At 48.2% G+C, this 14061-nt stretch carries 15 protein-coding genes and 1 CRISPR repeat array; of the genes, 14 read left to right on the top strand and 1 reads right to left on the bottom strand.

Annotation, left to right across the window (positions count from 1 at the left end):
- Positions 1 to 49 precede the first annotated feature (49 nt).
- Both miaA and hfq read left to right on the top strand, forming a co-directional pair.
- Positions 50 to 1003, top strand: coding sequence for a tRNA (adenosine(37)-N6)-dimethylallyltransferase MiaA (miaA, locus tag NUV48_01800; protein MCR4440872.1), 954 nt, complete (start codon positions 50 to 52; stop codon positions 1001 to 1003).
- A gap of 33 nt (positions 1004 to 1036) precedes the next feature.
- Entirely contained in the window at positions 1037 to 1273 is a 237-nt protein-coding gene (hfq, locus tag NUV48_01795) for an RNA chaperone Hfq (protein ID MCR4440871.1), read from the top strand.
- Positions 1274 to 1325: 52 nt separating this feature from the next.
- On the opposite strand, the gene NUV48_01790 is transcribed toward hfq, so the two are convergent.
- Positions 1326 to 2006 (bottom strand): undecaprenyl diphosphate synthase family protein, encoded by a 681-nt coding sequence (locus tag NUV48_01790; protein MCR4440870.1) that lies wholly within the window; start codon positions 2004 to 2006, stop codon positions 1326 to 1328.
- Between the two features lie 122 nt (positions 2007 to 2128).
- Here NUV48_01790 and NUV48_01785 point away from each other — a divergent pair, with 122 nt between their 5' ends.
- From NUV48_01785 to NUV48_01730, 12 genes are all read left to right on the top strand, one after another.
- Positions 2129 to 3088 carry an AAA family ATPase gene (locus NUV48_01785; GenBank protein MCR4440869.1) on the top strand — a complete coding sequence of 320 codons (960 nt, stop codon included), beginning with the start codon at positions 2129 to 2131 and terminating at the stop codon, positions 3086 to 3088.
- 140 nt (positions 3089 to 3228) lie between these two features.
- Positions 3229 to 5781 (top strand): type III-A CRISPR-associated protein Cas10/Csm1, encoded by a 2553-nt coding sequence (gene cas10 / locus NUV48_01780; GenBank protein MCR4440868.1) that lies wholly within the window; start codon positions 3229 to 3231, stop codon positions 5779 to 5781.
- Positions 5774 to 6166, top strand: coding sequence for a type III-A CRISPR-associated protein Csm2 (gene csm2, locus NUV48_01775; GenBank protein ID MCR4440867.1), 393 nt, complete (start codon positions 5774 to 5776; stop codon positions 6164 to 6166). The genes cas10 and csm2 overlap by 8 nt, the downstream gene beginning before the upstream one ends.
- Positions 6163 to 6891, top strand: a complete 729-nt coding sequence (csm3, locus tag NUV48_01770; GenBank protein ID MCR4440866.1) for a type III-A CRISPR-associated RAMP protein Csm3 — start codon at positions 6163 to 6165, stop codon at positions 6889 to 6891. Before csm2 ends, csm3 begins: the two co-directional genes overlap by 4 nt.
- Entirely contained in the window at positions 6888 to 7868 is a 981-nt protein-coding gene (csm4, locus tag NUV48_01765; GenBank protein MCR4440865.1) for a type III-A CRISPR-associated RAMP protein Csm4, read from the top strand. The genes csm3 and csm4 overlap by 4 nt, the downstream gene beginning before the upstream one ends.
- Positions 7865 to 9064 carry a type III-A CRISPR-associated RAMP protein Csm5 gene (csm5, locus tag NUV48_01760; protein ID MCR4440864.1) on the top strand — a complete coding sequence of 400 codons (1200 nt, stop codon included), beginning with the start codon at positions 7865 to 7867 and terminating at the stop codon, positions 9062 to 9064. Before csm4 ends, csm5 begins: the two co-directional genes overlap by 4 nt.
- A gap of 2 nt (positions 9065 to 9066) precedes the next feature.
- Positions 9067 to 9816, top strand: coding sequence for a CRISPR system precrRNA processing endoribonuclease RAMP protein Cas6 (gene cas6 / locus NUV48_01755; GenBank protein MCR4440863.1), 750 nt, complete (start codon positions 9067 to 9069; stop codon positions 9814 to 9816).
- Positions 9809 to 11194 (top strand): hypothetical protein, encoded by a 1386-nt coding sequence (locus NUV48_01750; GenBank protein MCR4440862.1) that lies wholly within the window; start codon positions 9809 to 9811, stop codon positions 11192 to 11194. Before cas6 ends, NUV48_01750 begins: the two co-directional genes overlap by 8 nt.
- Positions 11191 to 12198 (top strand): CRISPR-associated endonuclease Cas1, encoded by a 1008-nt coding sequence (gene cas1 / locus NUV48_01745; protein MCR4440861.1) that lies wholly within the window; start codon positions 11191 to 11193, stop codon positions 12196 to 12198. The genes NUV48_01750 and cas1 overlap by 4 nt, the downstream gene beginning before the upstream one ends.
- A gap of 13 nt (positions 12199 to 12211) precedes the next feature.
- Complete coding sequence (cas2, locus tag NUV48_01740; protein ID MCR4440860.1) at positions 12212 to 12544, top strand: CRISPR-associated endonuclease Cas2; 333 nt, start codon at positions 12212 to 12214, stop codon at positions 12542 to 12544.
- Between the two features lie 174 nt (positions 12545 to 12718).
- Positions 12719 to 13105: a CRISPR direct-repeat array (repeat unit 36 nt; unit sequence ATTTGAACCTTATTAACCCCGTAAGGGGACGGAAAC).
- A 165-nt stretch (positions 13106 to 13270) separates the two neighbouring features.
- Positions 13271 to 13621: a hypothetical protein gene (locus NUV48_01735; GenBank protein ID MCR4440859.1), complete on the top strand. Its 351-nt coding sequence runs from the start codon at positions 13271 to 13273 to the stop codon at positions 13619 to 13621.
- Positions 13622 to 13708: 87 nt separating this feature from the next.
- A partial coding sequence (locus NUV48_01730) for a transposase (protein MCR4440858.1) occupies positions 13709 to 14061 on the top strand: 353 nt, incomplete at its 3' end.

The raw sequence follows: 14061 nt of genomic DNA, 5'->3' as shown, positions 1-14061 counted from the left end.
TGTGTAAATTTTTCCATTGTGGCAACAATAATAGAAAGGAGATTATTGCTTGCTTCCGTTACTCGCTGTTGTTGGACCCACCGCTGTGGGAAAATCGAAAGTGGGGGTCGACCTGGCCGTCGCCCTCAACGGAGAAGTTGTTTCCGGCGATTCAATGCAGGTATACAGGCACATGGATATCGGGACGGCGAAAATAAAACCGGCGGAAATGAAGGGGATACCTCATCATCTCCTCGACATAAAGGACCCCGATGAACAATTCAGCGTGGCCGAATTCCAGAAGCTGGCACAGGAAAAAATTGAAGAAATAGCCGCTCGCGGCAGGCTGCCTGTACTTGTTGGCGGCACAGGACTATATATCCAATCGGTGATCGACAAGTACAATTTCGAAGAACAAAAAGGCAACCAGGCGTTAAGGAAAGAACTTTACGCTCTGGCCGCCGCCGAAGGGAATGAAAAGCTACACAAGCGGCTGGCGCTTGTCGATCCCGTCTCAGCTGAAAAAATACATAAAAACGATCTGAAAAGGATCACCAGGGCCCTTGAATACTACCACCTTACCGGCAGGCCCATTTCAGCCAACCGTGAAGGCTGCGAGCGCTCCGCGATGAAAAAGTACAACGCGGTGCTGATAGGTTTGACTATGGAACGCAGAAATCTTTATGAAGCGATCAACAAGAGAGTTGACACAATGTTGGAAGAAGGGTTGCTGGAAGAAGTGCAGGGCTTGTTGAGGATGGGATACTCTCCGGAAGCGCCAGCCTTGCAGGGACTGGGTTATAGCCAGCTTATCGCCTATCTTAAGGGGGAGCATAGCCTGGAAGGGGCGGTGGAACTGATCAAGCGGGATACAAGGCGTTTCGCTAAACGGCAGCTCACCTGGTTCCGGCGCGACCCGCGCATTTACTGGTTCCGCACAGACGCTTACGAAAAAAAACAGCACTTACTTTCCGAAATAATGACAATAGTTGGCAGGACTATCAAGATAAATGTAGAATACTAAAATGTGAGTATAGGAAGTATCGGAGGGACTTTGATGACCAAACAACAGATAAACCTGCAGGACTCGTTTTTGAACCAGGTGAGGAAGGAAAATTTACCAGTGACTATCTACCTGATAAACGGGTTCCAACTCAAGGGAAACGTTAAAGGGTTCGATAATTTCACAGTCATACTTGAAGCTGAAGGCAAGCAGCAGCTTGTATACAAACATGCCATTTCCACAATTTCACCGCTTCGTCCCGTCAACTTAAACCCTGAAAACAAAAGCTGATAATAAGTCCTCCGCGAGGAGGACTTCAATACATTTATGAGGTAGAGCGCAATTATCCTCCTAATGTGATGTCCTGTTCTTCATACCAGTGCAGGGCATCATATAAATGTTCCGTCGTATAGTCCGGCCATAAATCATCTATGATATAAAAGTCCGCATATATTGTCTGGACTGGCAGAAACCCGCTCAATCTCCTCCTGCCGCCCCAACGGATGATTAAGTCGATTTTCGAGATGTCTTTAGAGCCTAAATTTCCGAGAATATCCGTTCTTAAAGGATTGCTTTGATTGCTTGACATTATAGAGAGGGCTTTCCCCAGGTCCCACTGCCAGCCGTAATTAACAAGAAAATTAACCTTCATCCTGCCGTTGCCAAAAGTGACGCGTTTAGAGGCAAACGGCAGCAATTCAACCGGGAAAAGCGGGGAATCGGTGTTTCCCACCACCAGCAATGAAGCATCCATTTGTGCCAGTTTTAATACCGCGTTTACGCAAGCTTTTTGGAATGCTATCCTCTGTATGGCTGGTCTTTTAGTGTTATCCTGGGTAAAACCATAAAAAGTCATTTCCTCGATACCAAGCTGCAGGCAGTCCTGGTATAACTTGAAACCAGGGTCAATACCATATGAATAACCCTGTTCCTTCCTTAGCCCATTTTGTACGGCCCATCTCCTGTTTCCATCAGGGATAACGCCTATATGACGCGGTATTCTTTTAAACAAAGGGCTTGACATTACAACCGGTTTCACGGATACTTCCCCTCCTTAAAACGGTTAGTTATATTATTTCCAAATATGCACCATCTCTTTTCCGGCGCATATTTTGTAACTGGATTTTAGCCGGGAGGTGCAAGATTATGGCTATCCGTTACTCATTCAATCATCAAAAAAACAACGAGCCGCCGGTACTGGTTGTTAACAAACCTCCATACCCAGCGCCCAGGCTTTCTGAACTGCAGGTTTTCAAATGGGAACACGAACCGCAAAATAACGGTCGCCGGGGAAAAATAGAGGAGATACTTCAAGAACTTGATTCACTCGTGGGGCTGGTTTCAGTAAAGAAGCTGATCCTGGAAATAAGGGCTTACGTCGAGATACAAAAACGCAGGGAAAAGGAATCTCTTATCTGCGAGCCGATGGTCTTACATATGGTTTTCAAAGGCAATCCAGGTACAGGAAAGACCACGGTGGCCCGCATCCTGGGACGTCTTTTCAAGGAACTAGGTGTGCTTGAAAAGGGGCATGTTGTGGAAGTGGAACGAGCCGACCTGGTTGGCGAATATATAGGGCATACAGCCCATAAAACGCGGGAGCAAATAAAAAAGGCGCTGGGAGGCGTCCTTTTTATAGATGAGGCCTATTCTCTGGCCCGCGGCGGAGAGAGGGATTTTGGCAAGGAGTCGATCGACACCCTGGTCAAAAACATGGAAGAATACAAGGAAAACCTTATCCTTATTCTGGCCGGTTATAAACACGAGATGAACTGGTTTTTGGAAACCAACCCCGGCCTGCGGTCGCGCTTTCCTATTTTTATTGATTTCCCGGATTACACAGTGCAGGAATTGCTGGATATTGCTCAAATAATGCTGGCAAAAAGGCAGTACCAGTTTACAGAAGAAGCCAAGCTCGAACTGGAAAAACACCTCAACAGCGCGCTGCTGACGCGGCATGAACACAGCGGCAACGCCCGCCTGGTGCGCAACATCATTGAAAAAGCCATCAGGCAGCAGGCTTTGCGCCTGGTGGGCGAAAACAGCGTCTCGCGCCAAGAACTGATCACGATCACCGCTAGCGACTTAAGCAAAGCGTTGCTGTGACAACCGATAAAGCCCTATTCAAGTACCTGGGGGGGGACGAAAATGGGTATATGGCGGAAAAATGCGAAGATTATGAAACGCAATCAATACTGAAAGTATTGAATAGCGATATAACTCTTACTAAGAGGGGATGATGCATTTTGAATGCCGGTTATAAGCATCTGATGTACGGCGCGCTGCTTCATGATATCGGCAAGCTGGTTCAGCGGGCCAGCCCTGGGGAGGGGAGCCACAGCGACAGGGGGGCAGAATTTGTTCGAAATGTGCTGGCAGGCAAAGAATGGCGTGAGGTTGAAGACTGCATCCGTTATCATCATGCCGAAGCGCTTAGAAATGCGAGACTGGCGGACAGCAGCCTGGCCTACCTTGTTTATGAAGCGGACAACGTTGCGGCTGGAGCTGACCGGAGGAGGACAGAGGCGGCGGCAGAACAAGGCCTTTTCCGCAAGGACATGCCCCTCCACAGCATTTTCAACGTCTTTAAGGAAGAAGCTTCAGCTGAAAAGACGGCCTTCTTCTTAAAAACAATCGAAGAATTCGGGCAGATAACTTTTCCTGAAAAAGAGGGCAGTGCGGAAATATCCTCGCAAAAATACGCTTATTTGCTGCAGTCCTTTGAAAAAGGCTTCCAAAAGATGAGAGCAGGCATCGATTCCATAGAATCACTGCTGAAACTGTTGGAAGTCTGCTTGGCTTACGTTCCGTCCAGCACCAGCGCCAATGAGGTGCCTGACATTTCTTTGTTCAACCACAGCAAGATAACAGCTATGATTGCAGGGTGCCTTTACTATTACTTTGCTGAGCAAGGCATCAAGAGCTATCAGGAACTGTGTTTCGAAAAGCCTGAAAAACTCCGGTCTGAAAAGACCGCGCTCCTGGTTTCCGGGGACATGTCCGGCATCCAGAGTTTCATTTATACAATCTCCAGCAAGGGAGCCTTGAAATCTCTGCGGGGACGTTCCTTTTACCTGGAAATATTCCTTGAGCACGTGATAGATGAAATCTTGGAAGCCTGCGGTCTTTGCCGGGCCAATTTGCTTTACTCGGGAGGAGGACATTTTTATCTGATCCTTCCTAATACTCAAACGGTCAAGGGCGTCTTAGAAACGGCCAAGGAACGTGTAAACGGCTGGTTGATGGGAATGTGCTCCACGGGGCTTTATCTGGAAATCTCGTCTGTTGAGGCCAGCGCCCACGAGTTGGCCAACGGGCTTAACCGTGAAGAAAAGACGGAGAACCTCTTGGGCAATTTGTTCCGCCAGGTGTCCAGGGCCAATTCCCTGGGAAAGCTGCAGCGGTATTCATGCCAGCAGCTGGAGGAACTGACTGATCCCGACAGCCCGTTAAACAGCCAGCTGGAGGCCGGCAGAGAGTGCGCCGTCTGCGGTTCTTCCCACCATCTGCTGAAAGACAAAGACGGCTCTATGGTCTGCAGGAACTGCCTGGCGCTTTTCCGGGCAGGCGACAAGCTGGCCAGGCTAAAAGTCAGCGCAGAGGAGAGGCCGGTAATTGCGATCAGGCTGGAAGACCCTGCGGGAGACCAGCTCCCTCTGCCGTCCCTGGAGAAGGGGCAGGTTTATCTTTCGTTTTCAGGGATCAAGGAAGCCCAAGAGCTATTACGTGAGGGACAGGCTCTACGGGTTTATTCCATCAACAGCCTCTTGACGGGAGAACACTATATGACCAACCTGTGGGCAGGAACCTACAGCGCGGCAAGCGGCAGCGAAGGGTTGATCGACTTCGCCACTTTGGCCCAAAGGAGCTGTGGAATCAAGCGGCTCGGGGTCCTGAGAGCCGATGTCGACAACCTGGGACAAGCCTTTGTTAAGGGTTTTATTCTTCCCAAGGGTGAACCGGAGCGGTTCAGGTACGTGTCCCTTTCTCGCAACGCGTCCTTGTCTTACAGCCTTTCCCTCTTTTTTAAGCACGAAATCAACAAGCTGTGCCGGGGACAGTTGGGGACGCTTGCCCCCTTCAGGCTGCCGGGAAAAATGCAGGAGCAAGGCAAGGAAAAAGACGTGGTTATCGTTTATGCAGGCGGAGACGACGTTTTTATCGTCGGCGCCTGGGATGAGACGCTGGAACTGGCGGTGGACCTGCACCGGGCCTTTAAAAAACTCACCAACGGGAAAATGACAATATCCGCCGGCGTAGGTGTTTTCCATGCCGCTTTTCCTGTCAGCCAGATGGCGAAACTGACCGGGGAGCTGGAGCAATCGGCAAAGGTCGCGGGGAAAAACAAAATATCGCTTTTTGGACCTGAAATTGAGGGGCAGGGAGGGAAACAGGCGGAATACGTCTTTAAACATGTCTATGACTGGGACGCTTTCACCGAAAAGGTATGCGGCGAGAAGTTGGGGGGACTCGTGAAATGGTTCAGTATCGGCGAGGACAAAACCGAGCCGGGCAAACTGCAATGCGGCATGACCAGGCTTTACAAACTGCTCCAGCTTTTTGCAAGAATTGAAGAGGGTTGGCGCAGCGGCGATCGAATCGAAGTAGCCCGTTTAGCCTATGTTTTGGGCCGGATGGAGCCTTCCGGAAAAGACAAAGAGTGCGTGGGCGGTGTTTACCGCGAGATGAAGCAGGCCATCTATCAATGGGCCCTGTCGGAGAAAGACCGGCAGGAGTTCATGACTGCGCTCAGCCTCATCATTTATCTCAACCGGAAAGAGGAGGATGACCGTGAATAAGGAGTATGTGGACAAGGCCAAAGCGGTTGTGGAAAGCCTAAAAAACGAACGAGGGCAAATAAGCCTGACCATCAGCCAGATCCGCAAGTTTCTGGCCGGAGTAAACGCCATTAAAAACAAGCTCCAAATCTACGAATCGGCTGGCCTGATCCAGGATGACAGGCTGCACGAAGACATTTTGGGGGACATCCAAGCCTTAAAAGTAAAACTGATCTACCAGTGTGGCAAAAAAGATATGAAGGAAGTAAAGGATTTTGAGAAAAAGGCAGAATTGATAAAAGAAATCAATGCCATCAAGACCAGCGCCAGCAGATTCAACAATTTTGCCGATTATATCGAAGCCATTGTGGCCTATCATAAATTCGAGGGGGGTAAAGACTCATGAGCAATAACATCAACGGAATTTGCGGCAAACTGATTCTGGGGGGCAAGATCTGCCTGAAGACCGGGCTGCATATCGGCGCTTCCAAGAACTTTTCCTCCATCGGCGCAGTGGATATGGTCGTGGTCCGCGATCCATTGACCAAGAGCCCCTATATCCCCGGCAGCAGCCTGAAGGGGAAAATGCGCTACCTTTTGGCCCGGGTTTATGCGCGGGAAGGGCAGTTGAAGGATTTCAAGGACGAGGACGATAAGCTTTTGCGCCTTTTCGGCAGCAGCGGCGAAAAGCTCTTCCTCTCCCGGCTGCAGTTTTATGATGCTTTCATGACAAAGGAGAGCTTAGAACGACTGAAAAAAATGGACACCGACCTTTATTTGACCGAAATCAAATTTGAAAACACCATCCCCCGTCTCAGCGGAATAGCCAATCCCCGCCAAATGGAGCGGGTGCCGGCCGGAGCGGAATTCGCTTTTAAGTTGGTTTACAACCTGGAAAAGCCCGAAGAACTGGAGGAAGACATGCGGCACCTGGGCTGCGGGATTTCCTTGCTCCAGGATGATTACATCGGGGGCCACGGCAGCAGGGGCTGCGGGCGGGTTGAATTCGCGGGAATAACACTGGAATATAAGGACTACGCCCAGGTTTCAGGCAAAAAGGCTTTAGGCTTTGACGTCAGAACAAAGGCGGAAGAGGCCTTCCAGAACGGCAGAAACGGCGTGGTCATATGATGAAGCACTATCTATACAAGATGGAGTTTCTGACCCCGGTCCGCTTTGGCGGCGACAGGGCCGGAGCCGTGCTGGCGCAAAGCAGGATGGCCTGCCATGCCGACACCCTTTTTAGCGCCATTTGCCAGGAATGGATAAATGTTTACGGAGTGCAGGGATGTGGCGAATTGATTGAGGCTGCCCAAAGCGGCCTGTTCCTGCTCTCTGATTTGTTTCCCTGGTCAGGGCAGGAGCTTTATCTGCCAAAGCCGGCCATACCCCCATATATTAAGCAGGACGGGGAAGAAGAAGGAAAGACCGACAAAAAGTCCCTGAAAAAGCTGGATTATATCCCGGCCAGCAAGTTTAGGGCGTATCTTGGTTTTCTTCGCCGGGGTGGAGAACTGCCCTGGCTCCAGGAACAAGAGAGTTTTGCCTATGAAACGCTTCTTTACCGGGCGAAGACAGCCCGGGAAGAGGAGACCATGCCTTACCCGGTCTCGGCATACTGCTTTCGTAAAAACAGCGGCCTGTATTTCATCCTTGGGGTCTCCGAAGAGTGGAGGGTGAGGCTTGATAAGGTCATGGAGAGTCTGGGGCTATCCGGTATCGGCGGCAAAAAGAGCAGCGGGCTGGGGAAATTTGTATTGGTCAAGGACTCCTTTGAGACAGGCCTTTATGACAGCGATTGCATCCTTGATGAGCTGCTGACGGAAGAGGTGGGGCTGTATATGTCCTTGTCTGTGTTGGCTCCTGCCAAGGACGAACTGAGCATCGTCAAACAGGACAACTCGTATTATACCCTGGTGGGCAGAACCGGTTTTGTGGCTTCTCAGACCTACGCCGCAGCCCAGCTAAAAAGAAAACCGGTGGTGATGTTTGCTGCCGGGGCCTGCTTCCCGGAACGAATCAAAGGGCAGGTGCTTGACGTTTCTGACCGCGGCGGTCACCCGGTCTACCGGTACGGAAAAGGGATGTATCTGGGGGTGAAGATATGAGCCTGGCCGGCAAAACCAACTATCGCCTCAAGTTGCAGGTAATTACTCCCCTTTTTGTGGGCGGAGGGGACAGCACTAAGCTTACCAGGCTTAACTATGCCTTTGTGCCTGACGAAAAAAAGGTTTATGTTTTGGACGAGCGGAAATGGATCAATTATTTGCTGTCCACAGGGCTGTTTAATGAATACGCTGCTTTCATCCAGCAGAAGGCAAAAGATGGAGGGTTTGACACTTTTAGATGGCTGAAAGAAAAAGAGTACCGCATCAAAAACCGGGCGGTAGCAGTGTTTAAACAGGTCAGCAAGGTAGTTTATTCCACGGCGGAACACCCTGATTTTAAAACCAATGACATCCACGGTTTTATTAAGAATACGGCCGGCCTTCCCTATATTCCGGGAAGCAGCATCAAGGGCGCCCTGCGCACGGCGGTCGTAGCCTCTCTCCTGCACAGGGAGGCCGCTCCAAACCAGAAATATCTTCAAAAAATGGAGGCCATCCTGGGAGGAGCAAGCGACGGCAAATATAAGAAGAAGGATGTTGAAAGGCTGGGCCAAGAAATAGAGAAAAACCTGTTGGACTACCGGAAACATATTAACGGCCGCCTGGAAGATTTCAAAGGGATGGCCGGCATCTCCGTCAGCGATTCTACTCCCTTTCCCCCGGAAAGCCTGGTTTTGGTTAAGAAGAGAGACCTATCCCTGGTAGACGGGCGGTTGAAGGGCGAGGACGAGAGAGCAGGGGCTTTGCCTCTTTACCGGGAATGCGCCCGGCCGGGGACCGAAGTGGAGTTTTCCTTAACCATCGATTCCTTCAAGATCAAGATGGAGTATGGGATTACAACCTTTGACGATATTGCCGTGTGTCTGCAAAAAAGGTTTGAAGCGCTCTTTGGCTCAGCCGGCGTTATTTCCGTTTGGCCTGGCAGCATGAAATTCCTGCCTGGAGAAGCGCTGAAGGACAGCGGCAAAGGAGTGTTAATTATGGGGGGAGGGGCCGGCTACCATTCCAAATCCGTCATTTCCTCCTTGGCGGCGGACCCCAAGAAGGCCAACGAATTGTCGAAAAAAGTCATGCAGATGGTTTTCCCCAGACACAAGCATTTCCAGGACCGCCCGCTCTCTCCCCGGGCGCTGAAGGTGGCAAGAGTCAACGGGAAGGACATGTTTATGGGTATTTGCCGGATCAGGGAGAGCTGATCATGCTGAGAACAATTAAAATTGTCTTGGAGCCTGGCAGGGAAGAAAAATGCAATTACAACATGGCGTCGCTTTTCCATGGGATCCTGATGGAAAGAGTTGAGCGCAGCTATGCTGCGCACCTTCACGAAAGCGGCCTTAAACCCTTCAGCCAGTTCCTTGGCTGCGGCGAAGGAGGAAAGACCTGGGTCTGGATCGTCAACACCTTGACCGAACAGGCCTGGCAGGGTATAGGCGAGCCTCTCTTGAAGGACGACCTGACTGAGTTAATCATCAAGGATAAGGATTTAAAACTGGTCATCAAGGACAAAAAGGAAACGCCGCCCGTAACTTACCGGGAACTGACCAGGAAATTCTATCTGGAGCAAACCCCAAGAAGAATTGTTAAAATCAGGTTTCTCACTCCCTGCTCCTTTAAATCGGCCAACCAATACATGATTTTTCCGGACCTTGCTTTAATCTATCAAAGCCTGATGAATAAATATGACGCCTTTGCTGATGATTTTTCATTAAAAAATGAAGAAGCCCTCCGGCACCTCTCGCAAAATACCAGGATCAGAAATTATTCTCTGCGAAGCACCAGCTATTCCCTCGAAGGAATAAAAATCCCTTCGTTTATCGGGAAACTGGAATTAGTGATTAGCGGGCCGGAAACCATGGTCAGCCTGGCCAATCTGCTTTTCAGTTATGGTGAATGGTCCGGTCTCGGCATTAAAACAGCCTTGGGAATGGGGGCGATGGGCATTGAATGATTATGTTTTGTTTTCCTGTACGGGTTCCACGGATCCTGTCCGGGATAATTATGACGGGCCGATGCTTCACATCATCAGGCATTACCGGCCGCACACCGTCTATATTTTCCTGTCGCAGGAAATGGGGATGCGGGAGGAAAAAGACCGGCGCTTTTCCAGGGGAGTAAAGTTCCTGGGCGAGAAATTGGCTCACCCCGTTGATATTAAGCTGATATTCTCTCATATCGAAAACCCTCATGACTTCGATGCGTTTATCGGCATCTTCAGCAAACATTTGGAAGAAATCGCTCAACAATACCCAAAAGACAAAATATTGTTGAACGTCAGCTCGGGTACACCCCAGATGATGGCCATGCTCTGTCTGGAGACCGTTGTGTCGTCAAAACCATTAATCCCGGTGCAGGTGATCACTCCGGCCGCCAAAGCTAACGAGAGCAAGGCGGGGGGAAGAGAGTACGATGTGGAACGGGAGTTTCAGGACAACCTTGATAACGAACCAGACGCTCCCAACCGCTGTGTGCTCCCAGACATCATAAGCTTTAAGCGCACCTTGGCCAAAGGGCAGGTGCAGGTATTGATAAAAAAATACAACTATGCGGAGGCCGTTCAGATTCTAAGAAGCTACGGGGCTGAAGAGGATTCGTCGGTAATGGCATTGCTCAAATTTGCGGACTGCAAGAAAAACCTGGATCCAGCATCCGATAGCCCGGAGTTTGCTGTTGCTAAAGCATTGGCACGCTATCCGGAGTTGGATAAAGATTGCAAGAAAGTATGCGAATACTTTAACGCGATTAAGCTGCTGCAAAAAACCGGGCATTTAACGGACTTTGTTCTCCGGCTGAACCCGCTCGTCACAGAGCTGCAAGGCCTCTTTCTTAAATACTGCTTAGGCTTTTCAATTGATACAATAATTGAAGAGCGCTATAAACCCCAAAGAACCAAAGGACCTAAAAAGGAACCAGAGAAGGTGGTCAGAAGGCATAAGATCAAGGACTATGATCAAAGAATGCTAAAATACATTGATGAATACTACAATGGAGAATATCGTGATAACAGCCATGTCAATATAAAATTGCAAAACTGCCTGATCAGCTATTTTTTAAAAAGAAATGCGGACAGTCAAATCAAATCTTTTAGCGATTTCCTGCTGGCGATGGAAAACCTCAATAAAGAAGAAAGGAACACAGCTGCTCACAGCCTTTGTGGAGTTTTGGAAGAAGATATTCATGAACAAGTGGGTATGAACAGCAGTAAGATCGTTAAAAAATTGGAAAAACTGATTGCGGTTGTCTTTAAATCTCGATGTAAGCAGGAGATTTTCAACATCTTTGATACCATCAATGCAAAAATCTCCGGTGAACTGGAGAGGTCTTTATGAGCTTTTTGTATGTCTGTGAGCCTGATACAAGAATCAGGATAGAAGAAGGCCGGATTATTGCCGAAAAACGCGGCGGGCTGAATGTCAGCATACCTTTGGAATTATTGGAAGGTGTAGTTCTGATGGGTTCGGCGCAAATGACATCATCGTGCTCGGCTGAACTGCTGGAAAAAGGTATCCCTGTAACCTTTCTGTCCAAATCCGGCCTGTTCTATGGCCGCCTGGAATCGACCAAACATGTCAACATCATTCGACAGAGAGAGCAGTTCAGGGCGGGTGACGACAAGGACTTCTGCTTAAAATTCTCTGCCAAAGTTGTTGCCGCAAAAATCCCCAACCAGGTGGTTGTACTGCGACGGTATAACCGCCATATCGAAAATGCCGCCGTAAATGAACACATCTCCCAGATGCTGCTTTTGGAAGATGCTGTTTTGAGAGCAGTAACTATTGCCCAAATCATGGGCTATGAGGGGGCGGCTTCCCGGCATTATTTCAAAGCTCTGTCGCTTATGGTCAACAGGAGGTTCGCTTTTTCAGGGCGAAGCCGGATGCCGCCTTTGGATCCGTTTAATTCTTTGCTTAGTTTGGGTTATACGTTGCTGTTATATGAAACATATACTGCAGTTGTGAATAAAGGGCTTCATCCTTACGCCGGGTTGATGCATCAGGACAGGCAGGGCCATCCAGCATTAGCCAGCGATCTTATTGAGGAATGGCGGCCCGTGATTGCAGATTCCTTGGTAATGAGCATTGTTCAAGGAGGCAGCCTTGTGCCTGAAGATTTTACCACAGATAAGAAAACCGGCGCAGTGTTGTTAGAGAAAAAAGCTCTCCACAAATTCATCAAATATTTTGAAGAAAAAATCCGCAGTGAAGCCAATTACCTCCCCTACGCAAATCAACGCATGAGCTACCGACGGGCTATCCAGCACCAGGCAGGAGTATTGGCCAGTTGTATAGAAAATAATAACATTGACTACTATCATCCGGTCCGCTTGCGTTAAGGAGGTGTACAAGGTGGAGGTTAAGCTTTTTGAAGACTATTTTCTGTTTGATGAAACGGAACCGGAAGAAAAGCGCAAGTACCTGGTGGTAGTTATATATGACGTTATTGATAACAAAAGAAGGAACAGGCTGGCCAAATATTTGAAAAGCTTTGGTTTTCGTGTTCAAAAGTCCGCCTTTGAATGTATCCTTGACTCAAAAACCCATAAAAAACTGATTCAAGGGATAAGCAAATATGTGACCGATGATGATTTGCTTAGGATTTACCGCTTAGCTGGAAATGCTGACGTCCAGGTTTGGGGAAATATCCAAAAAACAGAAGTTGATGAAGTGATAGTCGTGTAAAAAAATTCAACTTATTGAATATGGAGAGAAAAATCATGAGTATGAGCCGCACTTTGATTTTATTGGAAAAACCAAGGTTTTGGGGCAAAAATCTGAGCAAGCATTATGAATATCGATGCATAAGCCGCAAAACGAATTTTGAGGCTTACTCCGGCAGGTGATTGCAACGGCAGGATTTGAACCTTATTAACCCCGTAAGGGGACGGAAACTAATTGACATATTACTCCTCCCCCTCCTTCTATTTGAACCTTATTAACCCCGTAAGGGGACGGAAACAAAAGATGATAATTCTGTCAGGCTTCTCGCTTTCGATTTGAACCTTATTAACCCCGTAAGGGGACGGAAACGGCTTTTAGAACATCTTTGAGTTGGTAGCTGTAGAATTTGAACCTTATTAACCCCGTAAGGGGACGGAAACGACATATATCGGCTTTCCAAAATCGTCTTCGAGGGATTTGAACCTTATTAACCCCGTAAGGGGACGGAAACGACATATATCGGCTTTCCAAAATCGTCTTCGAGGGATTTGAACCTTATTAACCCCGTAAGGGGACGGAAACGAGACCGTCGGAAAGCCTATGTGTAAATGCTAAAATAAAGTGTACCAAAAACGCTAATGAAAAGTGTGCCACTAAAATAAGCCAGTAATGGCAAATATTATGGCTTTTCATGGTATTATCTTAATTGGTGCGGAACCAAAAAAGTAATATTATGGGAGGCGAAAAATGATTAAGAGGTGGCACATGTACAGTAAAATTCAGGTAATGAAAAGTGAAGGTTTCAAGCAGCGTAAAGTGGCAAAACTGCTACAGATTCATCGTAATACTGTTAAGAAATACTGGGATATGACACCTGATGAGTTTCAGGAGACAATCCTCGAACCGGCTAAGAAATCCAGTCTTGAGCAACACAAAGAGTTGATTATCTCATGGTTGCGGACTTATCGTGAAATAACCGCTGCCCAAATTTATGATTGGTTAAAACCCGAGTTTGGCGACATATTTTACCAAACCCTTATAAATCACGGATACACGGCTACGAAACGAACTGGTTGTAGTATAGAATATGCGGTATAACGACAGATATTGACTCCTAAGATAATTGTAATTACCGGCCTTTTCTAGTATAATCGTAGTATAGAATTATACTAGCGGAGGTTTGTGATGTTCCTCAAACGAGCTACCAAAACCTTTAAAGGCAAGGTCTACGAAAGCTATGCCCTGACTGAATCTTATCGGGAAGACGGTAAGGTTAAACACCGGAATATCTGGAATTTAGGGTCTTTAACCGAGAACCAAGCCCAGCGAATCAGGCTGATCCTTAAGGTTACTCAAAACGAAGATGTGTTTGTTGGTAGGTTGTCAGATGTAGTAGCCAAAACCCACTATCGGTTTTTGGATGTAGCGCTGTTGCATCATTTCTGGCAGTATTGGGGACTGGACAACTTTTTTACTGACCTGCCCTTCGCAGAGGTAATGGCCATCAACCGTTGCCTGGAGCCCAAAAGCAAGTTTCA

The sequence above is a fragment of the Peptococcaceae bacterium genome, assembly GCA_024655825.1.
Taxonomy (GTDB): domain Bacteria; phylum Bacillota; class Peptococcia; order DRI-13; family PHAD01; genus JANLFJ01.
This window is presented reverse-complemented; position numbering and strand designations above follow the sequence as displayed.

Excerpts from the sequence above, each read along its gene's own strand:
- csm3 (MCR4440866.1), top strand. The coding sequence starts at position 6,163 with ATGAGCAATAACATCAACGGAATTTGCGGCAAACTGATTCTGGGGGGC.
- csm4 (MCR4440865.1), top strand. The coding sequence starts at position 6,888 with ATGATGAAGCACTATCTATACAAGATGGAGTTTCTGACCCCGGTCCGC.
- cas1 (MCR4440861.1), top strand. The coding sequence starts at position 11,191 with ATGAGCTTTTTGTATGTCTGTGAGCCTGATACAAGAATCAGGATAGAA.
- hfq (MCR4440871.1), top strand. The coding sequence starts at position 1,037 with ATGACCAAACAACAGATAAACCTGCAGGACTCGTTTTTGAACCAGGTG.
- cas6 (MCR4440863.1), top strand. The coding sequence starts at position 9,067 with ATGCTGAGAACAATTAAAATTGTCTTGGAGCCTGGCAGGGAAGAAAAA.
- NUV48_01790 (MCR4440870.1), bottom strand. The coding sequence starts at position 2,006 with ATGTCAAGCCCTTTGTTTAAAAGAATACCGCGTCATATAGGCGTTATC.
- csm5 (MCR4440864.1), top strand. The coding sequence starts at position 7,865 with ATGAGCCTGGCCGGCAAAACCAACTATCGCCTCAAGTTGCAGGTAATT.
- NUV48_01785 (MCR4440869.1), top strand. The coding sequence starts at position 2,129 with ATGGCTATCCGTTACTCATTCAATCATCAAAAAAACAACGAGCCGCCG.
- NUV48_01735 (MCR4440859.1), top strand. The coding sequence starts at position 13,271 with ATGATTAAGAGGTGGCACATGTACAGTAAAATTCAGGTAATGAAAAGT.